The organism is Flavobacterium glycogeni, assembly GCF_048286775.1.
Lineage (GTDB): Bacteria > Bacteroidota > Bacteroidia > Flavobacteriales > Flavobacteriaceae > Flavobacterium.
Genome location: NZ_JBLVPV010000021.1, coordinates 1 through 25713, shown reverse-complemented (window position 1 = coordinate 25713; position 25713 = coordinate 1). Strand labels below are relative to the sequence as shown.

Sequence of the window (25713 nt, the reverse complement as noted above, 5' to 3'; positions counted from 1 at the left end):
ATTTTTGCACTGTTAAAAATTATAATATAATCGTACTATGTCAGATACAATCGAAAAAATTAAATGTCTTATTATAGGTTCTGGTCCAGCGGGTTATACTGCAGCAATATATGCCGCCAGAGCTAACATGAATCCAGTTTTATACCAAGGAATCCAACCTGGAGGTCAACTGACAACAACCAACGAAGTGGAAAATTTCCCAGGATACGTTGATGGTGTTACAGGACCTGAAATGATGGTTCAATTGCAATCTCAAGCACAACGTTTTGGTACTGATGTACGTGATGGTTGGGCTACGAAAGTAGATTTCTCAGGAGATATTCATAAAGTTTGGATCAATGATACTAAAGAATTGCATTGTGAAACAGTAATTATTTCTACTGGAGCATCGGCTAAATACTTAGGTTTATCATCAGAACAACATTATTTAAAAATGGGTGGCGGAGTTTCTGCTTGTGCTGTTTGTGACGGTTTTTTCTATAGAAATCAAGAAGTAGTAATCGTTGGAGCAGGAGATTCAGCTTGTGAAGAAGCACATTATTTGTCAAAACTTTGTAAAAAAGTAACAATGTTAGTGCGCAGCGAAAAATTCAGAGCTTCTAAAATCATGGAAGAACGTGTTCGCAAAACAGAGAACATTACTATATTAATGAATCACGATACTGTTGAAGTATTAGGTGATGAACAAGTAGTTACTGCTGTGAAGGCTTTAAATAAGACTACTAATGAAGTTTTTGATATTCCTGCAACTGGTTTCTTCGTAGCTATTGGTCACAAACCAAATACAGATATTTTCAAAGATTTTATCACATTAGACGAGACAGGATATATTATCAATACTCCAGGAACTTCAAAAACAAATGTTGATGGCGTTTTCGTAGCGGGTGATGCTGCGGACCATGTGTATCGTCAAGCAATTACAGCAGCCGGAACAGGCTGTATGGCAGCTCTTGATGCTGAAAGATATTTGGCTTCTAAAGAATAATCAGAATCTGATTTTTTAAGATAAAAAAAGTCCCATTTGCCTTAGCAAGTGGGACTTTTTGTTGGTTAGGATATATATATTATCAATCCAGTTTTTCTCACCTCCTTCGGATGGGTTGGGGGAGGAAGAGGATTTTCTATTTCAACTTTTTTATCAATTTTGCTTCATCGGCAAATTTTCTGATTTCAATTTTTGGAGCACCCACAAGTTGGATTTCTGATTTATTAGCGGCGTCTATAATAACTGTTGTCATTGCATTTATACTACAATTGGAATAACTTTCCGTGGTTACATCAACATTTTTTATAGTTAACTTATTTCCTGTTAAGCTCGAGTTATTATCCATTCTAATGATGGCATTTGTTGCATCTCCTTCGATAGTTGCATCTGCTTTTTGGTACATATCCACTTTCAAATCAGTAGTGGTAACTAAAGCTTTTAGAGATGCATTTTTACTTAATTCGATGGTAGTGTTTTCTGATTTTAAATTGAGTTCTGTTTTTGATTTATCATCTGACTGTAATACGAAGTTTTTGGCATTCACATTCAAAAACAGTTTGGATGCATCGTGTACTTTCAGTGTAAAATCATTCAATAAAATTTCCTGAATTGCATTTACAGCCGTTTCATTTTTTGAAGTAACCAGATTTAAATCATTGGTATACGTTACTCTCACAATCAGTTTTTTGTAATTTGTAGCTTGTTTAGTGGTATAAATACGAAGCATATTGTCTCTTAAATCCAGTGAAATAATATCGTGTAAATTTTCATCGGCTTCAATTTTAAGTTCTGTTCTTTCACCTCTTTCCAAGTATACTTCGAGATTATCTTCAACTGTAAGCGACTCGAAATTTCCAACTTCCCTTTGTTCCACAGTTACTGTTTTTGAGCCTTTTATTTTTTCCTTTTTCTGAGCAAATGTCAATGTGGTTGATAAAAGGAGCAGGAGTATAGCAGTATATTTTTTCATAGTCATTTGGATTAGAGTCTACACAAATATAAAAAAATCATCCACTTGTGATGGATGATTTTTTGATTTTAGTAAAATGATTTTATTTATGGATAACTTCTTTCTTAACGGATTCATTTAAAACAATTTAGGAAAGGTTCAGAAATCGATTAAATTTCTTCTTGAGGCATTTTCTCTATGCCTTTGTAAACAAGAATTCTTGACCATTTACTTTAAATTGAAATTCATTTTTAGTTTCGTTAAAATGAATTTCAATTCCTGCTTGTTCAAAACCAAATTTGTCCTTACCGATTGAGTCAAAAGTAAGTGTCGGTTGACCTGTTGCATTTGCGGTAAGATTGCCATTATCTTCTGTTAAAATAATTTCTACCGGAATTTGTTTGCTTGAAAAACTACCAAGATAACTATCTAAAATAACTGCTTTTTCCAACTCACTCTTGTCTGAACTCCACACATTGTTTTTTGGATTTACATCAGGTAAAGCGTGATCTGGATCTATGGTGATGGTGGCAATTTCTTCCGTTGAAGCATTTTTAAATACCCAATTCATGTTGCGTTGCCAGATTTCTACCGGAAGTTGCACACGGTTAGTTGCGCCACTTTTGGTTTTAATTTCTAATACTACAGGCATAGCCATTTTTTCCAAATTTTCGATATAAATAAGAGCTCCCAATTTTGGGTCATTTTTCAAATACTTAATCTTAGAAATACCTTGGTCTAAACTCCAATTGTTTACAAACCAAGCTCTCCAAAACCAATTTAAATCTTCTCCGGAAACATTTTCTATAGTTCTGAAAAAATCATCTGGTGTTGGATGTTTAAATGCCCAACGTTCTGTATAAACTCTAAAAGCCTTGTCAAATCGTTCCTTGCCTAACACTTGTTCACGCAACATAATTAATCCTGAAGACGGTTTTTCATAAGCCAGTAACCCTAAGTTTGATTCTTTCATCCCGTCAGGAGCAGTCATAATAGGTTCTAATTCCGGATTGGTTAATCTTTTAGACATTCTTTGCATGTCTTTTGGTTTCGATTTGTATTCTCCTTTGTTAAAATCCTCAGCACTCAGTGAGTTGATAAAGGTATTTAATCCTTCGTCCATCCAAGCAAATAAACGTTCGTTAGAGCCTACAATCATTGGAAACCATCCATGTCCAAATTCATGGTCCGTAACTCTCCATAACTCTCTGTCTTTTGATTGCCAATCACAAAAAACAATCGCAGGATATTCCATTCCGCCTTCGTTTCCTGCTACATTGGTTGCTGCTGGATAAGGATATTCGAACCATCTTTTGGAATAATTTTCAACAGATGATTTTGTATATTCTGTAGCACGGCTCCAAGCATCTTGACCAGAACTTTCAACAGGATATGCTGAAATGGCCAACGATTTTTTACCGCTTGGCAAATTGATTTTTGCTGCATCAATAATAAATGCAGCCGAAGATGCCCAGGAAACATCACGAGCATTTTTTATTTTAAAATGCCAGTTCAAAGTAGCTTTTCCTGAAGGTCTTGAAGCAGTATTTGTCACTTCTTCTGCAGAACGAATTGCAATTGTTTTGTCGCTTTGGGAAGCTGTTGCCCAACGTTTTTGTTGTTCAGTCGTGTATACTTCAGAAGGATTCATTAATTCACCGGAGCTAACTACGATATGATTTGCGGGAGCTGTTATGGTTACATCAAAGTCACCAAATTCCAGATAAAACTCTCCAGCGCCTAAATAAGGTAAGGTATTCCAGCCTTTGACATCGTCATAAACACACATTCTCGGGTACCATTGCGCCATGGTAAATACTTTGCCGTTTTTAGTTTCTAAAACGCCCATTCTGTCTGATCCGAAGTCTGGCGAAATAAATGAAAAGTCAATTTTAAGTTTGATACTTCCTCCATTTGGATTCAAATCCTGAGGAAGAAAAATTTGCATTCGCGTATCGATTATTTCAAATTTGGCTTCCGTTTCGACAGTCTTTCCATTTTTTCCAGAAACTATTTTGATCGATTTTATTTTATGACCACCGTCAAAAATTTGTCCTTTATCTCCGTTACGACTTCCAGTTATTGGAATAACAGTTTCTCCACGGGAATTGTTTTTAAATAAATTCTGATCCACGTTCATCCATAAAAAAGAAATTTTATCGGGGCTATTGTTCGTGTAAGTCAAAATTTCAGAACCAATAACCTCATTGTTTTTCTCATTCAAGATTGCGGTCAATTGATAATCGGCTCTGTTTTGCCAGTATTTTGCTCCGGGCTGTCCGCTTGCTGAGTGGGAATCTGTACCGTTTTTAGTATAAAAATTAGGGCCAAAAGTATCATGATAATTATACTTTGATATTGCCTTATTGTTTACAGGGGCTACTGTTTTAGCTTCTTGCGCCTGAAGAGTTGTAACTCCAAAAAATAAAGCTAAATAGGGTGTAGCCTTAAAGAAATTGTTTTTCATAATTTGATTGATTTTGATTGATGATTTGTAAAAGTGATTAATTGTTTGGACTATCGTGATTTTTTAGACAGTCATTTATTATAATAAATAGATGGTTAATTATTTGATTTTTGATAAAAGAAGGTCAAAAAAAACATCCATGATTGGTGGATGCTTTTTTAGACTAAGAAAGATTTGTTATTCTTGATGAATACTTCCTCCAGAATTGGTTTCTTTTCGAATTGATTTTGGAACTTTATTGTAGCTTATGCTTCCTCCGCTAGATGCTTCGGCATCCAAACTCACAATAGGGTGAATACTGATAGTCGCTCCACTGGAAGCTTCGGCATTAACTTCATTTGCTAATAAGTTTTTGGCGTCAATTCCGCTTCCACTTGATGCATTTGCTTTCATTTTTAATCCCATTCCATTAATGGTGATGCTGCTTCCGCTACTTGAATCACAAGTAATATCATCTGATTCTATACTCAGGTTAATAGTTCCTGCACTAGAAGCATTTAGTGTGATGTTTTCTCCTTTTATAGTATTTGTGCTTGTGATCGATGCACTGCTATTGGCTTCTAATTGATCAATAACAGGCATTTTTACGGTTACTTTTTTTGATTTCGTATTGATAAAAGAATTTTTATCGCAAGAAATAACGAGAGTGCCATTTTCAACTTTGGTAAAGATGTGTTTTTGCAAATTATCATCAGCCTCAACTACTATTTCAGTTACGTCTGATTGTTCAATGACAAGATCGATGGCATTGCTTACTTCTATGCTTTTGAAATCACCTTCTACATTTCTTCTTTCGGTGGTGACATTCCCGCTTCCTTCAATTGATCGTAAATTAATGGAATGGTTACACGATGCGAATAGTAAGGCAGTTAACGCAACCAGAATGAATTTTGTAATTAATGTGATGATTTTTAACATAGCTTTAATTTTTAATGATTACACCGTCTTTATTTTTGGATAAGCCTTTTTTGGTTCCAGCTTCATTTACTGTTACCGTTTCACCGTTTACTTTTACAGTAGTGGTTGTAATACTGTCATTTTCCGTTACTTTTCCAGTAATGTTTACTTCAACATTATCGCCATTCTCATTTACATCAACATCAACATCATCATATTCATTTTCATCAGCGGGACAATTTAAACATTTTATTTGAGAATTTTCTACTTTGTAAATGTAATTGTCTGAACTGTAGTGTAAGTTAAAAAATGAATCATCAGATCTGTCGTAATTTTGTATGGAAGAATCTGGTTTCAATAGAATTCCTTCTGGTAAGTATAAAAATATTTCCACTTCCTGATCACGGAATTTATTAGCTACTTCTGTCAATAAATAATTGTCTAGAATCAGCTGATTTCCTTCAATTTTGATAGCGTATTTTATTTTTTCGGCTCTTTGTTTTGCATCTTGAAATGATTTACCTCTTGCGATTTTCTCAATTTGAATGAAAGGTAATTTTTCATCGGTACGTAAAATTTCTAATCTTACATTATTGGAATAAATCAATTGGGTATTGGCTGAATCCTGAACAAACTTGAAGCTTTCTCTGTCATGAATGTCTTTAGTGTAATATTCATTGTATCTGAATTTTACAAACAAAGTGTCATTTGGCAATACATTAATCGTTTCTTTCTGAACCGTTTTTCCTTCGTAAGCCACTTCTGACGCTTGTTTTATTCCAATCGAAATTAGTATCGCTATAGCAATAATCCAAAGTGCCAATAATGTGTATTTAGCAATGTTTCCAATTGATTTCATGGTTGGTGACAATAATTTGAAACCTAAAAGTGTCAAGAAAAAGAACGGAATTCCAACAGCAAAGAACATTAACAGTCCAAAAGACCATATTGGATAATCCGTGAAATTTCCAGCTTCAATAAAACTTTGCCATGGCACATTAATAAAATCTGAGGAACCTAAAGTGAAAACAGCAATTAGTAAAGAAACTAATGTTGCAATTCCGGTTATGATTAAAATCACACCCAAAAACTTTGCGAAAATCTTGAAAACTGTCATGATAAAATCACCAAAAGAGCTTCCTATTTTCCCAGCACCAGTTTTTATTTGATTGCCATATTTGTCATAATCAACATTTTTTAATTTCCCAGAAACGCTTTCAAACTCTTCACGCACTTTTTTTTCGATATTCGAAATGTTTACCGGTTCTCCAGTCATTTCCAGTTTTTCTGATGTGGTAACGGCTTCAGGAGTAACAATCCAAAGAATGATATACGCTAAAATTCCAGTCCCAAATCCAGCAAAAACTAATAGTATTAGAACGATTCTGATCCATACGGCATCAATTCCAAAATAATGACCTAATCCTGCAGATACACCACCAATCATACCTTTTTCTTTATCACGGTATAACTTTTTTGTTCTTCTGTTTGAACTGTCACTAAAGCTTTGAGAACCTTTCAACTCATCTTCAATAATGTAATCTTCCGGTTGCCCCATTACGGCAATAACCTCATCTACATCTTTTAAACCCACAACATGTTTGTCGCTTATTTGTTTCTCATTCAATAATTCTGAAACACGCATTTCGATATCTTTTATAATCTCATCATGTCCTGATGAATTAGATAAAGAACGTTTTATGGCATCAAAATAGCGAGTTAATTTTTGGTATGCATCTTCATCTATATGAAAGAACATTCCGCCTAGATTTATATTTACAGTTTTGTTCATGACTATTGTTTTTGGTTGGTTATAAGGTTTACGGCATCGGATAATTCAGTCCAGGTGCCACTAAGTTCTTTTAAAAATGTTTGTCCTATTTCGGTTAGACCGTAATATTTTCTTGGTGGTCCTGATGTGGATTCTTCCCAACGGTAGTTGAGCAATCCATCATTTTTCAATCGGGTTAGCAGCGGGTAAATAGTTCCCTCCACGACTAATAATTTTGCGTTTTTTAATGTGTCCAATATTTCCGATGTGTATGCATCTTTTTCTTTTAATACTGATAAGATGCAAAACTCGAGAACACCTTTACGCATCTGGGCTTTTGTGTTTTCAATGTTCATAATTTCTTTGTTTTGATTTTGTGTTGATTAAACGGTTCATTTTCTGATTGATGATTGATGATTTGTCATTGCGAGGATCGAAGCAATCTCTCATTGCTATTTGGTTCACTTTATTTATTACGTCTATTTTCTTTTAATCCATTTTATTTTTCCTACTTAATAAAAGGAATCGTTATTGGATATTTGTATTTTTCTCCATTTGATGTCTTGATTGAAGCATAAATGATTAAAAAGAATTCAGCCACTTTTAAAAGGCCAAAAATTAAAACAGCAACTAAACCTACTGTTAACATTCCAATGTTTCCTTCAAAGTTAAAATTTCTAAAAACAAAATCGTGATCATTTACTATAGCTTCTAAAGGAACATTTCTAAACAGTGTAATTAAAAATGTTGGAACTGCAATTAGGACAAGCACTAAAGAATACAATAATAAACTTAACTGAAAATTAAGTACTTGTTTTCCGTGGTGATCCACAAATTCTGAACTTTCCTTTTTTGAGGTCCAAAGTATTATTGGAAAAATATAATTTCCAAAAGGAATAAAATATTGAGTTAATGCACTCAAATGAGTAAATGTAGCGGTGTTTTTTTCGGTTGTTGTTTCCATGATTAAAAGTATATAGTAATTTCTTATGCAAATATATGTCTAAAAGACAGTATCTTGTTTCGCATAGTACCAAATATTAACATAAAATTAACAAATTAATTTAATATGTACGCATACTATTTTTTTGTATTTTAGCAAAAAACCTAGCAATAATGAAACTTACAGCGTCAAAACTTAATAAATTTCTCTTATTTAAATTACCGTCAGCATTTATCTGTGGTGTACGTGTAAAAGAGATTGATGAAAACAAATGTGTGGTATCAGTAAAACACCGTTGGATTAATCAAAACCCGTTTAATTCCATGTATTTTGCGGTGCAAGCAATGGCTGCTGAGCTTTCTACAGGAGCTTTAGTAATGTTCCAAATTCAGAAAAGCGGGAGAAAAATATCAATGCTTGTCGCTAACAACAAAGGAAATTTTACTAAAAAAGCAACTGGTAGAATCACTTTTACTTGTAAGGATGGTCATTTGATTGAAGAAGCAATTGAAAAAACAATTGCTACCGGTGAAGGACAAACCTTCTGGATGAAGTCTATTGGAACGGATGAAAAAGGAATTCAAGTATCCGAAATGGATTTTGAATGGAGTGTAAGAGTTAAATAAAAACACTTTGTTATTTATAAAAATAGAAAAACGCCTCTAGATTTAGAGGCGTTTTTTATAGGAAATTAAAATTTATATTTTTTAGATTAGCATTTTTTTCCACTTGCTTTTGCCGTTGAGACATCACACTTTTTTCCTTCGGCCTTGCATTTTGCTTGGCATTTTTCTATTTCTTCAGCACTCATTGCTTTTGATTTGGAATCTTTTTTAGCACAACAAGATTCTTTTTTTGCTTTTTCTTTTGTAGCAGTTTTACTTTCTTGCGCACTAAGATTTACAGTCAGAAATGCGATTGCTATACATGTTATTATCTTTTTCATATTTTGTAAGGTTAAAATTGGTTTTATTTTTTGTTTTGGATGTAAATCCAAAATTTCAATTCAAATATAAATAATAATTTAAATCAATTATTAAAATTTAGATCAATATTTACTTAATTGAATCGGATTCTATTATTGGAAACATCCATTTTATTTGATAATTATTTTTCTGCCGTAATCTCCTTTTGAAGTTTTTAGTTTTACTAGGTATACTCCTGAACTTAAATTTTTGACTGGAATCTGAATCCTGGTTTGATTTTCATTTTTCACATCCCAATTTGCAACAGCTTGCCCTAATAAATTGAAGAGATGAACTTCGTTCACAGTTGCGTCAGGAATCTTGTTTTGGATAATTAAAACCTTATAGTTATTGGAGTACAAAACTAAAAGTCCATCATTCAAATTATTCTCTTCAACATCAAGTGTTTTATCTGTAAATTGTATGGAGAAACGGTTTTTGTATTCACCAATGGCTAACGAAATTGTAAAATCACTATTTCGTATATCATGATAAATGCCTGTAATGTTATCGTACAGATAAATTTTGGTAGCCTCAGGGATGTTTTCTAATGCATCAATTTTGATAGTCGCTTTACCTTCATTTGCGATAGTAAGCCCTAAAGGGATTATTTGGCCCACATTAAAATCTGGAATTGCCTGAATCACAAACTGACTGTTACTCAATTCCCAATACATATCATTATCATTCATGTCGAACATGGGTGCATCATAGCCAATGTCAAAAAGAAGGGTTGTATTGCTGTCTGCTCCAACTAATAGTTGTCGGTGCGCACCAACAGAAGAGTCAAAACCAAGTCTGATTTTTGATCTTGTATCCGTTGTTTCTTGTGTTTTTGTGCTTTTAGTTCCCGCAGTTTTCATGAAAATGGAACTCGCCGAAGTTTCTCTCACAAATACCCGTTGACTATTTTTAAAATTAATATAACCACCATCAACGGTTGATGTTGTCCCAGATAGGGTTGGGTCTAATGCGGCATCCACAAAAAATCCTTGTCCTACGGGTATGAAACGTCCTGGTACTTTTGATCCAGTTCCAGTTCCAGTTAAAGGACTGTCTGCAATACCTGCTACACCTCCTGTTAAAGTATAGGTCGCATAACCGCCTTCATATTCAGCTAATATATGATTGTTTGACAGACCAAAATGATCCCAAAAATAGAGTGCTCCATTAAAAACATTTTTGCCCTCCGCATTTCTACCTGCTAAATTATCTAAAATAAATTCATTGGCATCGAGTGCGGATGGATAGGGATTCCCAACTAAATAGGTTTGGTCAGGAGGCAAGCTTAGTGTAATATCTCCAGAATTAGGTTTGCCAATAAAAACATGATTTTGTAAAGCATCGATTGCTGCTGTTCCACCTGTACCCTTCATTGTAAATCCTTCTCCTGTTTTTAAAAGTCCTGCATTAGCAATATAGTTCCATTGGAAATAATCATCCCAATCTGTATTAGAATCTAGTGTTGGTGAATTGTAGGACCATATCCAACGGTTACTTATGTTTATAGGGCTTGAAAGAGAGCCGTCGGCAAAATAGGCACCGTCACCAAATGTTATAGTTTTCGGAACAGCAGAATTTGTTCCATCCCTTAAAATACCTGAAACTGTGTGTGGAGTATTATTAATGAGCCCTTGTATAGTACTTACGGGTGATGACCAATAATTGTAATTGAAACTGTTTTGTTTGCCTTGTTGGTCACGCTCAATATATCCTAAGCTGGTTGCGTCAAAAATACTTTCGCTGAATTGTGTAGTCATAAATAATTGGTCAGTTGGATTATAGGTGCCATATCTCTTTTGTACCAATTGTGATTCTCCTACCAGATCAATAGTACCATTCAATTTTAAATAATGAGTAATCCATACCCCTTGACCGTCATTTTTTTCAATTGGAATGGTCGGCGTAGGATCTGCAACTGTTAATCTGCCAGCAGTTGAAATCAATCCTAATACGGTAATGTCTTTATTTCCCGAACTGATGTTGTGTGCCGTTTGTACAATATTCCAATCGATTAGAGTTCCATTATAACCAATACTATTTGGATAATCCCAAACGGAATCACTATATTTCCATGGAGTTGTACCAGTGCCTCTATCGGTCCAATTACCATCTCTTATTGAAACATAAGGTAAAGGAGCAGTTTCTTCTTGGGAACTCGTAATATTTCTTAATTTGCCATCAACACCTTTTCCTCCAAAAGGTTTAAGATAACCACAGTCAATTAGATTCATGCGGTAATAGCCTTTTAAATTTGCCCAATTTAAGGGTTGATCATCGGTTCCGTCTTTATTAGCATCCGGTCCATTGATATCAATAGGTATTATTTCTCCTCTAACAGCAGCACCATTATTAATGATTTGTTGATTCATCATTTGTCGTACATGGTCAGGGCTTAAACCTACATCCCAAATTCTTAATTCATCCATCCATCCTGAAAAATGATTTACAGGTTTGTTTGGAGGGTTTCCAGTTTGATCCATGGCTCCCGCAATGCACTCAAAACTATTAATTGTTGGTGCAGAACCAGCAGAACGAATAACTTCAATTCCGTCTATATACAATATATAGATTCCACCACTATAGGTGACAGCAACATGATACCATCTACTGGTAGTTAATGGGAAGGGCGAAGTTATTTTACTTCCATTATTCCAATTAAAGGTTAGTGTACTTCCAACAAGTCTTAAGTCATAACCATCAACAAGACTGTTTGCATTTCGTTTAGATAGAATGGTTTGGATGGTACTTAATGGGTTTACTGGTTGTGGATCCGGTTTTACCCATACTTCTATACTAAATGCACTACCTAATCCATAATTATTTTTGAAAGCTACATAATCATCAACGCCGTCAAAATCAATAACATCGCAACTGGTTAATGTTACTTGAACATCACTAAAACAGCCTGTGCCAACCAGTGTCCATCTCAAAGTGTAGATACCTGCATCACCAGAAAAGGATGAGGTTGGGCTAACATCGTTAGAAAAACTATAAGTTCCACATGTATTTGTGGTGTTAAAAACAGTCCATTTTCCTGTCGCTCCTGTGCCTGGATCGTCACTAAAATCATTACGAACTAATGTTGGATATGCTCCGTCATCGTTATTTTGATCAGCTGTTTTAGTATTGTCGTACGCATTAAGATTAACGGTTCTTTCTCCACACTCTGCATTAGTATATCCAACCGCTTCACCCGCATAGGCATAATTTACTTTTACAGTAGCTATTGCCGTTCCAGCTGGGTCATATGCTCTACATCCGTTAATTAATGATGTTGCTCCATATTGGTGCACACCTGGTGCCGAAGGGATAAAAGTATAGGCAACCTCTAATTTACCTTTTATAATATACTCCCCAGGTTCTCCAATTCCATCGGTCCATTCTAACTCATCACTATAAGGTTTAACAGGAATTGTAATATTATCAATTGCCCATACACTTTCATCAGTTGTTCCAAAAAAGGTCCACTTCACTCTAAGATTAGTAAGGCCACCAGCAGGAATTTCTTTAATGTATTCATATAAATCAAAACAGGAGTTATCGTTTGCAAACATATAATAACTAGCAGTTGAAGGAGAATGATTCTGCCAATCCCAAGTTAATGGAGGGTTTGTTCCAATTAATTCTTGTAAGGGAATGTCATAAGTTGTTCCGCCATCTAATGACAACTCCAACTTGGCATAATCTCCCGCATGTAGGTTATACGCTTGGTCGAAACAGATAGATGCTTCTGCTAAACCTTCCAAACTAAATATAGGAGTTTCTAAAGTTGTTGGTCCTACACCATACTTAGAAATATAAGCCGCACTATTATAATTACCATGAGCCATTCCAAATTTCTTCCCCGTTGCACCATTATCATATTTTATTATATAGGATGTACCTACATTTTTAGCATCATTGGTTCCAGTCCAATTATTGACTTTTGTGTTATTTGCCGCGGCTGTCCATGCCGTTCCTGCTACTTCTCCATCAATTTTCCATTGGGTAGGATCCCACTTAGCAGGAAATTGCCCCGTATTAAAATCTCCACCATTTCCTACGTTTACTGTAGAAGTATATCCGCTACGAGCTATCAAAGTAACTGGAGCACCAAGACAGATATTGAATAAATTTTGATCTAAAATTGGTGGTACATCTGGAGGGATGGCATGTACATTTACCATATTTGAATATTGAGTACAGTTCCCTACTTGAATTAGCGCTCTAAATAAAGTGGATTTAGTGTTGCTAAAATTAAAGATAGTATTATAGGTGTGGGTGTCAGCAGTATTTGCAATAGCACTCCATGTAGTACCTCCAGCTTCGAATTTTTCCCAACGAACAATTGTACCTGTTTCACCTGATAAATTTATTGTTATTGGGTTTGAATCATTTGGACAAGAAGTTATGGCTATATTGTCAGTAGCAGCAGGTGTCGGAACTAAGTCACTAATATAGCCTGACAAAGATCCTCCAGAAATTGATGGTGCTGTTAGTATTACATTTTGTGTTTGAGTCGTTGTGTTTCCGTTACCATCATTGTAGGTCCAAGTTACGACTGTAGTTCCTTCCGTTGTAATTGGGAATGGAGTTGTTGTTGTGCCAGTAATTGTTCCTTTGCAAGTGTCAGTTGCTGTTGGCGCTGGTAAAGTGGTTAACTCACATCCTGCTTTGTTAACATCTGGTAAGTTTGCCGTGTTTGGGACTGGTGCTATTGTGTCATCGATAATTATATTTTGGGTGCTAGTTATTACAGTACCAAAAGCAAAAGACCAAGTAACAACATATGTCCCTTGGGTATTATAAATTAATGGATCTCCTGTTGTTCCGGTTACTGTCACTCCACAATTATCAGTTGCCGTTGGTGCTGTTAATGTAGTTGAACATTGTGCCGTTACATTAGTTAAAGTTACTATTGGTTTTGGATTCACTGTTATGGTAAATGTTTTTGTTGGTCCAGTACAATTCACACTTCCATTATTGAAAGTTGGGGTCACAATAATTGTTGCTGTTACAGGAGTTGAACCAGTATTTATAGCCGTAAAAGAAGCGATATTTCCCATTCCAGAAGCAGCCAATCCAATTGAAGTAGTATTGTTAGCCCAAGAATAAGTCGTTGTCCCACCAGAATTTGTGGTTCCAAAATTGACAGTCGTTGTTGGACTTCCGTTGCAAACCACTTGTGAAGTGGGTTGATTAACTTGAGCGGTCGGATTTACAATTATGGTAATAGGTGTTGTATATGCTGAATAACATGGAAGGCCATTCTGAGTGGAAACAGTTCTTCTTTGGTAACTGGTTGTAGCTGTCAATGACGGTGGAGAATAGGTCGCTGAAGTTGCTCCGCCTATTGTCACATAACTTCCGCTCGCGTTGGTTTGCCATTGATAGCTAATAGTTCCCGAACCGGTACCCGCTGTTGTAGAAGTGAGTGCTGCTGGTGTAGCGCCAGTGCATATCGTTTGCGCTGTTCCAATCACTCCGGCGGTTACGGTACTTTGTACCGTTATGGTAATAGGTGTTGTATAGGCTGAATAACATGGAACGCCATCCTGAGTGGAAACGGTTCTTCTTTGGTAACTGGTTGTAGCTGTCAACGGTCCTGGAGAATAGGTCGCCGAAGTTGCTGTACCTATATCAACATAACTTCCGCTCGCGTTGGTTTGCCATTGATAGCTAATAGTTCCCGAACCGGTACCCGCTGTTGTAGAAGTGAGTGCTGCTGGTGTGGCGCCATTGCATATCGTTTGTGCTGTTCCAATCGCTCCAGAAGTTACTGCACTTTGTACCGTTATAGTAATAGGTGTTGTGTATGCTGAATAACATGGAACGCTATTCAGAATGGAAACGGTTCTTCTTTGGTAACTGGTTGTGGCTGTCAACGAAGGTGGAGAATAGGTGTCTGCAGTTGCTCCGCCTATTGTCACATAACTTCCGCTCGCGTTGGTTTGCCATTGATAGCTAATAGTTCCCGAACCGGTACCCGCTGTTGTAGAAGTGAGTGTTGCTGGTGTAGCGCCATTGCATATTGTTTGCGCTGTTCCAATGGCTCCGGCGGTAACAGTACTTTGTACCGTTATGGTAATAGCTGTTGTATATGCTGAATAACATGGAACACCATTCTGAGTGGAAACGGTTCTTCTTTGGTAACTGGTTGTTGCTGTCAAGGATGGCGGAGAATAGGTCGCCGAAGTTGCTGTACCTATATCAACATAACTTCCGCTCGCGTTGGTTTGCCATTGATAGCTAATAGTTCCCGAACCGGTACCCGCTGTTGTAGAAGTGAGTGCTGCTGGTGTGGCGCCATTGCATATCGTTTGCGCTGTTCCAATCGCTCCAGAAGTTACTGCACTTTGTACCGTTATAGTAATAGGTGTTGTGTATGCTGAATAACATGGAACGCTATTCAGAGTGGAAACGGTTCTTCTTTGGTAACTGGTTGTGGCTGTCAACGAAGGTGGAGAATAGGTGTCTGCAGTTGCTCCGCCTATTGTCACATAACTTCCGCTCGCGTTGGTTTGCCATTGATAGCTAATAGTTCCCGAACCGGTACCCGCTGTTGTAGAAGTGAGTGTTGCTGGTGTAGCGCCATTGCATATTGTTTGCGCTGTTCCAATGGCTCCGGCGGTAACAGTACTTTGTACCGTTATGGTAATAGCTGTTGTATATGCTGAATAACATGGAACACCATTCAGAGTGGAAACGGTTCTTCTTTGGTAACTGGTTGTTGCTGTCAAGGATGGCGGAGAATAGGTCGCCGAAGTTGCTGTACCTATATCAACATAACTTCCGCTCGCGTTGGTTTGCCATTGATAGCTAATAGTTCCCGAACCGGTACCCGCTGTTGTAGAAGTGAGTGCTGCGGGCGTAGCTCCATTGCATATCGTTTGCGCTGTTCCAATCACTCCGGCGGTTACGGTACTTTGTACCGTTATGGTAATAGGTGTTGTATATGCTGAATAACATGGAACGCTATTTAGAATGGAAACGGTTCTTCTTTGGTAACTGGTTGTGGCTGTCAACGAAGGTGGAGAATAGGTGTTTGCAATTGCTCCACCTATTGTCACATAACTTCCGCTCGCGTTGGTTTGCCATTCATAGCTAATAGTTCCTGAACCGGTACCGGCTGTAGAAGTGAATGCTGCTGGTGTTACGCCATTGCATATCGTTTGCGCTGTTCCAATCGTTCCGGAAGTTACTGCACTTTGTACCGTTATGGTAATAGGTGTTGTGTATGCTGAATAACATGGAACACCATTCTGAGTAGAAACGGTTCTTCTTTGGTAACTGGTTGTGGCTGTCAACGAAGGTGTAGAATAGGTGTCTGCAGTTGCTCCGCCTATTGTCACATAACTTCCGCTCGCGTTGGTTTGCCATTCATAGCTAATAGTTCCTGAACCGGTACCGGCTGTAGAAGTGAGTGTTGCTGGTGTGGCGCCATTGCATATCGTTTGCGCTGTTCCAATCGTTCCGGAAGTTACTGCACTTTGTACCGTTATGGTAATAGGTGTTGTATATGCTGAATAACATGGAACACCATTCAGAGTGGAAACGGTTCTTCTTTGGTAACTGGTTGTTGCTGTCAAGGATGGCGGAGAATAGGTCGCCGAAGTTGCTGTACCTATATCAACATAGCTTCCGCTCGCGTTGGTTTGCCATTCATAGCTAATAGTTCCTGAACCGGTACCGGCTGTAGAAGTGAGTGTTGCTGGTGTGGCGCCATTGCATATTGTTTGCGCTGTTCCAATGGCTCCGGCGGTAACAGTACTTTGTACCGTTATGGTAATAGGTGTTGTGTATGCTGAATAACATGGAACACCATTCTGAGTGGAAACGGTTCTTCTTTGGTAACTGGTTGTGGCTGTCAACGAAGGTGGAGAATAGATGTCTGCAGTTGCTCCGCCTATTGTCACATAACTTCCGCTCGCGTTGGTTTGCCATTCATAGCTAATAGTTCCTGAACCGGTACCGGCTGTAGAAGTGAATGCTGCTGGTGTTACGCCATTGCATATCGTTTGCGCTGTTCCAATCGTTCCGGAAGTTACTGCACTTTGTACCGTTATGGTAATAGGTGTTGTGTATGCTGAATAACACGGCACACCATTCAGAGTGGAAACGGTTCTTCTTTGGTAACTGGTTGTTGCTGTCAAGGATGGCGGAGAATAGGTCGCCGAAGTTGCTGTACCTATATCAACATAACTTCCGCTCGCGTTGGTTTGCCATTCATAGCTAATAGTTCCTGAACCGGTACCCGCTGTTGTAGAAGTGAGAGTTGCTGGAGTACTTCCATTACATATGGTTTGCGCTGTTCCAATCGTTCCAGAAGTTACGCTACTTTGTACCGTTATGGTAATAGGTGTTGTGTATGCTGAATAACACGGCACACCATTCAGAGTAGAAACGGTTCTTCTTTGGTAACTGGTTGTGGCTGTAAACGAAGGTGGAGAATAGGTGTCTGCAGTTGCTCCGCCTATTGTCACATAACTTCCGCTCGCGTTGGTTTGCCATTCATAGCTAATAGTTCCTGAACCGGTGCCGGCTGTAGAAGTGAGTGTTGCTGGTGTGGCGCCATTGCATATTGTTTGCGCTGTTCCAATGGCTCCGGCGGTAACAGTACTTTGTACCGTTATGGTAATAGGTGTTGTATATGCTGAATAACATGGAACACCATTCAGAGTGGAAACAGTTCTTCTTTGGTAACTGGTTGTTGCTGTCAAGGATGGCAGAGAATAGGTCGCCGAAGTTGCTGTACCTATATCAACATAGCTTCCGCTCGCGTTGGTTTGCCATTCATAGCTAATAGTTCCTGAACCGGTACCCGCTGTTGTAGAAGTGAGAGTTGCTGGAGTACTTCCATTACATATGGTTTGCGCTGTTCCAATCGTTCCAGAAGTTACGCTACTTTGTACCGTTATGGTAATAGGTGTTGTGTATGCTGAATAACACGGCACACCATTCAGAGTAGAAACGGTTCTTCTTTGGTAACTGGTTGTGGCTGTCAACGAAGGTGGAGAATAGGTGTCTGCAGTTGCTCCGCCTATTGTCACATAACTTCCGCTCGCGTTGGTTTGCCATTCATAGCTAATAGTTCCTGAACCGGTACCGGCTGTAGAAGTGAGTGTTGCTGGTGTGGCGCCATTGCATATTGTTTGCGCTGTTCCAATGGCTCCGGCGGTAACAGAACTTTGTACCGTTATGGTAATAGGTGTTGTATATGCTGAATAACACGGCACACCATTCAGAGTGGAAACGGTTCTTCTTTGGTAACTGGTTGTTGCTGTCAAGGATGGCGGAGAATAGGTCGCCGAAGTTGCTGTACCTATATCAACATAACTTCCGCTCGCGTTGGTTTGCCATTCATAGCTAATAGTTCCTGAACCGGTACCCGCTGTTGTAGAAGTGAGAGTTGCTGGAGTACTTCCATTACATATGGTTTGCGCTGTTCCAATCGTTCCAGAAGTTACGCTACTTTGTACCGTTACAGTTATTGTTATTATTGCTCCATCACAACCATTAGCAGTCGGTGTAATAGTATAAACGGCTGTCCCTGGTGTGGTACTTGTTGCTGTTAATGTTTGTACGATAGTGTCACTACTACCATCACTGGCACCAGATACATCGGTTTGAACTACAGTCCATGTAAAGATTGTTCCTGTTTCATTACTGGTTAATACTATATTGCTGTTTCCGCCAGAACAAATTGTTTCTGTGGTAGGTGTTGCAGTTGCTACGGGACAAGGTTGCCCAAAAGTATATAGTGAAGTTAGAAACAATAGAATTATAAAGAAGTAATTTTTTTTCATAATAGTCACACTTTAGAATCAAATAATTAATATTTTTATAAAAAATCCATAGCGTAATCTATGGCGTTTTTAGAAGTAAAATAAAGTTTATTGTAGTGGTATTATTCGCAATGAAAAAATTAATCATGTTGCTGTTATTTTCTATATCTTCTTTCAGAATTAATACTCAAAAATGACAACAAGAATGATTTTATTCGGATTTATATGTGTTGTTTTTTTATTTTTTAGGCTTAATAAGCTTAAAATTAATGATTTATAATGGTGTTTTGTTAAAAAAAATCTTTTTTTCGATAAAAGGATTTTATCTCCCGACAAACTACTCGTTTTAAGAAATTTAAGGTCAAAGGTTTTCTTTTTTCTTTTTTTAGGACCAATTTAGATATAAAAAAAACTGTCTTTTCAGACAGTTTTTTCTTTTTTAAGTGTATTGACTCTCAAGTTATTTGATAATTATTTTTTTACTGAGATCTCCTTTGGAAGTTTTGAGTTTTACAATATAAACTCCTGAACTTATTTTTTTGATGGGAAGTTGTATGTCGTATTGCCCTTGACTTTCAATCTTCCAAGTATTGATCAATTGTCCAATACTATTGAATAAAGTCACTTCCTGAACAGTTGTATCTATTGCTTTATTGTTGATTATTATTGTGTTTTTGCTTTGTGAATGGGCTATTTTTATTTCATTATCAATACTGGTTTCCTCATTAAGATTTAGTGTTTTGTCTTTGAATCGTAATGAAAAACGGGAATTATGTTCGCCTTCAGTAAGATTGATTTCAAAAGCTTCATTTCGGATATTATAGTACATTTTGGTGTCATCATCGTATAGAAAAATAGGTTGATTTGCATCAAAATTTTCTAAAGCATCGATTAGGAATTTGACTTTTCCCGCAGCATCTGTTTTTACACCAATAGGGTAGGAGGCATCTGCATCAAAAAAACCTTCACCTTCAATTACCAGTTGATTTTCTCCATTCAAAAAATACATATCATTCGGAAAGTCATCAATATTTAAACCATCATAACCGTAGTCCATTTCGCTGGTTGCTTTTTCATTCATAAATCCTAATAATACCTGTCTGTGATAATCGTTATGGGAATTAAATCCCAATCGAATTCTTTTATAAGTGTCTTTTATCACAGGGTCATTATTATTGTTACTCCACGTTTTGTCTTTATTGGTTGTAGTTTTATACATCACATTAGAATTCAAAGCGTCATTTTCTTTATGAAAACCTCTTTGGCTATTTTTAAAGACAACCGTGCCACCTGAACCAATTTTCCCGTTTACAAAAAAGCCTTGCCCCACAGGAATATATCGGTTTGGAATACCTCTTGACGGAGTTCCTGATTGGCTAATGAAATCAATACCTGAAGCCGATGGGGCTAATCCACCGGTTAAATTTCTAACGGCATATCCACCTTGATAATCCCGTAAAATGTGGGTATTGTTACTGGCATAATGTTCCCAAAAATAGAGAGTACCATCTATTGACGGACTTGAAAATGTTTCTAAAGAATTTATATTATCGGTTATAAAAGCATCGGCATCTAATGCGGATGGATATGGGTTTCCGGTTAACAATAATTGGTCATCACCAACAGTATTTGTTGCTATCGATCCATTATTTGGTTTTCCAATAAAGGTATAATTTTGAGTTGCTAAAATACTTCCACTTCCTTTCAATGTGAATCCTTGACCTACACGCAATAAATCATTCTCTGTTATTTGAACCCAATTGGCATAGTCATTAACATAATCATCAAATTTATAAAGCCAATAGCGTGCTAAACTAATTGGTGAACCCGCAGCTCCATCATAACCTCCAACCCAATTGATCGCCGTAGGTACAGCCACATTTGTTCCATCTTTAAATACTTCATTTACGCTATAGTCATTATTGTTGCTTAAAGAATTGATAGGGCTTACCGGAGAACTCCAATAGTTATAATTGTACTTGTTCGATTGTCCTTGTTGGTCTCTTTCTATCCATCCGGTGCTTGAAACATCCAAATCACTCTCAGCAGTTTGCACTAACTGTGACATCCCTACCAAATCTATTTTTCCATCTAATTTTAAGTACCAGTCATTTTGTATTTTGGTATCATTATTCATCACAATGTTTTTTCCTGAATCTACCAACATTCCCAAATCAATATTATTGGCCGTTTCCGTAATGTCGTGTTTTACATGTACTATCGACCAGTCTTGTTCCATGATATCTTCTCCTCTAATTTCTTTTGTAGGACTGTTTACCGCTGTTGCAAAACTTCCATTTCGTTCTGTTAAAAAAGGCATAGGAGCTTGCTGAACATGAATATTTTTATGGTTGTATATTTTTGCCCCGGTAAGATCTATTACCGGAGTTGTCAGGTCATCAATGATATCATCTTTATAGGTGTCCATTCTGTAATAACGTAATAAATTGGTAAAGGGCAAAGAAACGGGTGATGTGACAACGTTTTTAGGAACGATTGTACCTCTAACTTGTGAGCCAGTATCCTGTATTTCCTGATAGACCATTCTTTGTAATTGAGATTCTGTTAAAGCCGAATTAAAGACTCTTACTTCATCTATTTTTCCTTTAAAGTATTTTGTACTCGTACCAGAATCTCTTCCTAAAGTGAGCAGCGAAACATCAGCTGAAATGCTTCCGGTTTTAGCTTGTGTTGCCACCAAAGCACCATTTAAATATAATTTTATATTTGATCCGTCATAGATTACTCCAACATTGTACCATTGAGATGTATTTAATGTGGTATTGAAGATGACAGTTGTACCATTTACAACTGCTTCTAATTTCTTGGCAGCTGTAATTCGTATTTGAAAATTATTTTGACCTATAATTACTCCATCGGTAGAAAACGCAGGATTCAAATTAATCCATGCCATTAGCGATGCATTGGCTAAACCGCCAAGAATTGCGGTGCTTTGTCCATAATCATTTCGTCCGTCAAAATCTAGAAATAGTTTGGTGCGTATGTCCCTTGGCGAACCAAAATAAGCGGTGTTTGTATCAAAAATATCTAAAATTCCATCTTTATCAATGTCTGTTGTGCCATCAATAATTCCATTATTATTGGTGTCTAACGTTTTATAGTCATAGATTAATAATGTGTTTGCAATATCAAATGTACTTCCATTGGACATGACATCTAAATAATCAGGTATTCCGTCGGCATCAGTGTCTTTTAAATAAGTAGTAGCAGGATTTCCAGTTGCAATGCCTTGGTCTAAATTTCCATATAGAGAATTGAATGTTGCTCCAGTACCATAATCATAAATATTTAGTATTCCATCGCCAAAACCTTCCGTTATTCCATCTCCATTAATGTCTTTACTTCTAAATGTTTCTGATTCCGGACCATCGCCAACACCATCACCATTGATGTCACCGTCGCCATTTATATAGCCAATTGCTCCATGGATATTTCCGGCTCCAGATTCATCCACATCAAAAAGACTGTCGTTATCACTGTCTAAATCAATATAATTAGGAATGCCATCACCATCAGAGTCTAATGCTGGTAAAGCTGCCACTGATTCGCTGCTGTCATGAAGACCGTTTCCATTTCCATCTACCCAAGCCACATCTATTTTTCCTTTGGCATTACTCAAGTTTCCTAAGCCAGCTTCAATAACATCTTCAATCCCGTCATTATCGGCATCTAAATCAAACATATCAGCAACTCCATCATTTTCTAAATCACATAAAGTTTGTGAAATTAGGATATCATCCAATGCAAGGTCATTACCACCACCACCGGGAGCATTATTTTTGAAACGGATGGTAAAGGCATTCACATTACCTAAGTTAACACTAGTGGTGAATTGTTTCCAAACTCCTTGACTGCAGGTATTGTCTGTTGTGCTTCCGGAGCATCTGCCAATATCTCCTGTGTTGAAAGTCGTAAGAAGATTGTTTGATAAATCATAAAACTCTACCGTTACATTTGGTAAAATTGAAGAAGGGAAAGTCGATTGTGCCATGATGTTTAATACCCAAAAACTATACGTTACAGGCAAATTGGACAGGATTCCTGTTATTGTCGTTTCATAAAATATACCGGGAGTAAAACTGGCGTTAAAAACGGCCATTCTTCCATTGGTATCTCCTGTGGTATGATCTTCGCCATTGTACCAAGCTAAATCACCATGAATATTTTCAGGGTCGCTGGCTACTGTCCCCGTTATCTTAGAAACCACCGTGTATTCCCCATCGTCTAGTATCCAGGTTGATTGGCTAGGACATGCTGTCGTGTTAGTGCCTGCAATTCCGTCTTCATAACAATAGGTTGTTGTTGCGTTATAGGCGGCAGTAAAGTTTGGAGTTCTTCCTCCCGTACCAAAGGTTTCATTTAAAAACTTATAATCTACTTTATGTCCATTGGAACTATTGCAATTTATTTCTTCGGTGGCATCCAGAATGCCGTCGTTATCATCATCAATATCAAAATTGTCATAAACGCCATCCCCGTCACTATCAAAAAAGGTTTGGATTCCCGTGCCTTGAATGGAAAAATTATAAGGATTCTCATTAGTATCATCGTTTACAATCGAAATTGCGGCAGTTTTTAAACCTAAGGTATTAGGATCGAAGCTAACAGAAAATGTAGTGCTGCCTCCCGCAGGAATTGAAGCACTCGGACTTGTGGTAAGTGTGAAATCGCCAGCGTTAGTTCCAGAAATAGTTATGGCTCCTATGGATAAGGGGGAAGTACCCGTATTTTGAATAGTGTATGTTTTTGTGATGATTCCCGTACTGGTTTCCATTGATCCAAAGTCTGTCCAATCTGTGACGCTTGGGGTTGTGTCACCATCAATAATTGAAACAGCGTTTCCCAGAATATTTATTTCCGGTAAATTTACGGTTGCTACTATAGCTGTTCTTGCTGCAGAAATACATAGTCCATTAACCGCTTCAACATAATAGGTTGTAGTTGTAGCAATAAATGGCGTGGTAAAACTGGGTCCTGTTCCTAAAGCACTTCCGCCAGTTGATGCTGCAAACCAAGAAATTGTTCCAGCAGAAGCAGTGGCTCCCAAATCGACCGTTCCAGAACCAATTCTAGAAGCGGGAGTCGTGCCTGTAATCGTAGGAGTGGCATTTACGGTTACGTTTGCAGTATTATTTATACCAATGTTAGAACTACAATTATTAGGAGTAGTTCCACCACTTGCCAGATTTGTAATTGTTATAGTAGTTGTACCGGAATTTGATAACGCGCTTGTGGTAAAAGTTCCTGAACCAGCACTTGTAACAGTCATAGTTGCTGTATTTGCTGTTGCTGTATTTGCTCCTGTTAAGTTGTATGTTACAGTATAAGTTCCTACTGGTAGCCCTGCTGCTGAGGATGTTATTGATGTGCTGGCTGTGTTGCCTGGACAGATTGGAGTTGCTGATAGAGTTGACGTTAAACTATAAGTAGGACAGGTCCATGAGATAATTACTTGACCTTTATAGCCATTTCCTCCTGATTTATCTGCACCGGTTCCTGCTCTGGCCCCAGCTCCAGCACCGCCTAAAGCAGTACTTGAATTTCCGTCGCTACTGATATCTAAGCCTGTTGCCCCTGTTCCTCCTCCAGTAACTGCAGCACCTCCAAGCATGATAAGAGCACTATTTCCATTTGACGTTGTTCCTGCGCTTCCGCCGCCACCGCCACTTGATACTCCTAATGTTCCACCGGTTCCACCTGCTCCTCCATAATAATTAAAACCAGAAGACCAGCCAATATTGCCACTTGTGGATGCAGTTGCACCACTAGCAGTTGAAAGATTACCACTTGCACCGTTACCACCATTACCGCCAACAGCTAATAATGTAGCCGTTGACCCGAACCAAGATGAATTTCCTGCACCACCTGTGCCTGTTGAACCTACTCCGCCAGTTCCAACAGTAACGGTATATGTAGTGCCTGGAATTACTGTAAGGGATGTGTTTTTAACATAGCCGCCACCACCACCACCACCACCAGCAGATGGATTTCCTGTTGCACCACCACCAGCACCTCCGCCTCCCCAAGCTTCAACTTGTATCGAGGTTATCCCAGCAGGAACAGTAAATGTTCCAGATGTGGAAAAGGTTTGAGTTGTTTGTGAAATTCCAAAAAAAGTTATGAAAAGGAGAACAATTGTAAAAACTAATTTTTTGCTTATTAAAGTAATTTTATCCATGTCTAATTACTGTATTTAATTAAGGTTCAGTTTTTTATCTTTTTACTTCTAAAGTTTTAATGACAATTTTTTTTCGTACATTAAATTTAAATTTATTATTGTTATCCATCTGTTTAAACACTAATAAAATCGATTAAATACATGTTTTTTTTTATATTGTAGGTTAATTAGTATTAAAAATTTCATTATGATAGCTTTTTGAAAATGTTTTTCATTATCAGAGTTACGGGTAAATAATAGCTCTTTTTTTAATTTTTGAGGAATTAGTACTATTGAAAAAGAATTAGTCCAATTGTCAGTTCGAGGCATATTTTTTTTATAAAAAAAAATAAAATGATATTCAAACTGTCAGGCTGAGCGCAGTCGAAGCCCCACATAGTAAAAAAAAACGTCATTGGTAGCGCAGTCGAGAACCATTATTGGATTTCGACTGGGCTCGATGTGACAAAAAAATATTGGACTAAAAGATAGTCGCTAATGGTATTAATTATGGATTCATGATTTCAATGAATAATTTTTTAGGACTATCCGTAAATAATACCAGTAAAATTTTTGCCACAGATTTAAAGGATTTCCACGGATTAAAGAAAAGATGAATCAGATGTATTGAAGAAGTTCATTAAAACCCTTCAAATCTTTGGCAAAAAATAATGTTATACCAAACGAAAATATAATATAGACCAATTTTGATAATTGGTTTTTTTATGGTAAATTTGGACTATATTATAACAGTAATTATGGCACATGCAAAAATTTTGGTGATTAAGGAA

At 37.3% G+C, this 25713-nt stretch carries 11 protein-coding genes; 2 read left to right on the top strand and 9 right to left on the bottom strand.

Annotated elements, in window-relative coordinates; all coding sequences use genetic code 11:
• Positions 1 to 37 precede the first annotated feature (37 nt).
• Positions 38 to 985 carry a thioredoxin-disulfide reductase gene (gene trxB / locus ACNQGX_RS14485; RefSeq protein ID WP_417977404.1) on the top strand — a complete coding sequence of 316 codons (948 nt, stop codon included), beginning with the start codon at positions 38 to 40 and terminating at the stop codon, positions 983 to 985.
• A 136-nt stretch (positions 986 to 1121) separates the two neighbouring features.
• Here trxB and ACNQGX_RS14480 read toward each other — a convergent pair whose 3' ends face one another.
• The 6 genes from ACNQGX_RS14480 to ACNQGX_RS14455 all read right to left on the bottom strand — a co-directional run bounded on the left by ACNQGX_RS14480 (position 1122) and on the right by ACNQGX_RS14455 (position 8033).
• Positions 1122 to 1955 carry a GIN domain-containing protein gene (locus ACNQGX_RS14480; protein ID WP_417977403.1) on the bottom strand — a complete coding sequence of 278 codons (834 nt, stop codon included), beginning with the start codon at positions 1953 to 1955 and terminating at the stop codon, positions 1122 to 1124.
• Between the two features lie 175 nt (positions 1956 to 2130).
• Complete coding sequence (locus tag ACNQGX_RS14475; RefSeq protein ID WP_417977401.1) at positions 2131 to 4401, bottom strand: M1 family metallopeptidase; 2271 nt, start codon at positions 4399 to 4401, stop codon at positions 2131 to 2133.
• 177 nt (positions 4402 to 4578) lie between these two features.
• Complete coding sequence (locus tag ACNQGX_RS14470) at positions 4579 to 5319, bottom strand: head GIN domain-containing protein (RefSeq protein WP_417977400.1); 741 nt, start codon at positions 5317 to 5319, stop codon at positions 4579 to 4581.
• A 4-nt stretch (positions 5320 to 5323) separates the two neighbouring features.
• A complete protein-coding gene (locus tag ACNQGX_RS14465) occupies positions 5324 to 7090 on the bottom strand; it encodes a PspC domain-containing protein (RefSeq protein ID WP_417977398.1) in 1767 nt (588 codons plus the stop codon).
• 2 nt (positions 7091 to 7092) lie between these two features.
• Positions 7093 to 7425: a PadR family transcriptional regulator gene (locus ACNQGX_RS14460; protein ID WP_099713267.1), complete on the bottom strand. Its 333-nt coding sequence runs from the start codon at positions 7423 to 7425 to the stop codon at positions 7093 to 7095.
• A gap of 152 nt (positions 7426 to 7577) precedes the next feature.
• Positions 7578 to 8033 carry a DUF4870 domain-containing protein gene (locus ACNQGX_RS14455; protein WP_417977396.1) on the bottom strand — a complete coding sequence of 152 codons (456 nt, stop codon included), beginning with the start codon at positions 8031 to 8033 and terminating at the stop codon, positions 7578 to 7580.
• 152 nt (positions 8034 to 8185) lie between these two features.
• On the opposite strand from ACNQGX_RS14455, the gene ACNQGX_RS14450 reads away from it, so the two are divergent.
• Entirely contained in the window at positions 8186 to 8638 is a 453-nt protein-coding gene (locus ACNQGX_RS14450) for a DUF4442 domain-containing protein (RefSeq protein WP_417977394.1), read from the top strand.
• A gap of 86 nt (positions 8639 to 8724) precedes the next feature.
• Here the strand turns inward: ACNQGX_RS14450 and ACNQGX_RS14445 are convergent, their stop codons facing one another.
• The 3 genes from ACNQGX_RS14445 to ACNQGX_RS14435 form a co-directional block, all read right to left on the bottom strand.
• Entirely contained in the window at positions 8725 to 8958 is a 234-nt protein-coding gene (locus ACNQGX_RS14445; RefSeq protein ID WP_417977392.1) for a hypothetical protein, read from the bottom strand.
• Positions 8959 to 9108: 150 nt separating this feature from the next.
• On the bottom strand, positions 9109 to 18765 hold the full coding sequence (locus ACNQGX_RS14440) for a T9SS type A sorting domain-containing protein (protein WP_417977390.1): 9657 nt from the start codon (positions 18763 to 18765) through the stop codon (positions 9109 to 9111).
• A gap of 439 nt (positions 18766 to 19204) precedes the next feature.
• The gene (locus tag ACNQGX_RS14435) at positions 19205 to 24943 is read right to left on the bottom strand and encodes a choice-of-anchor D domain-containing protein (protein WP_417977388.1); all 5739 of its coding nucleotides are present in this window, start codon (positions 24941 to 24943) and stop codon (positions 19205 to 19207) included.
• Positions 24944 to 25713 lie beyond the last annotated feature (770 nt).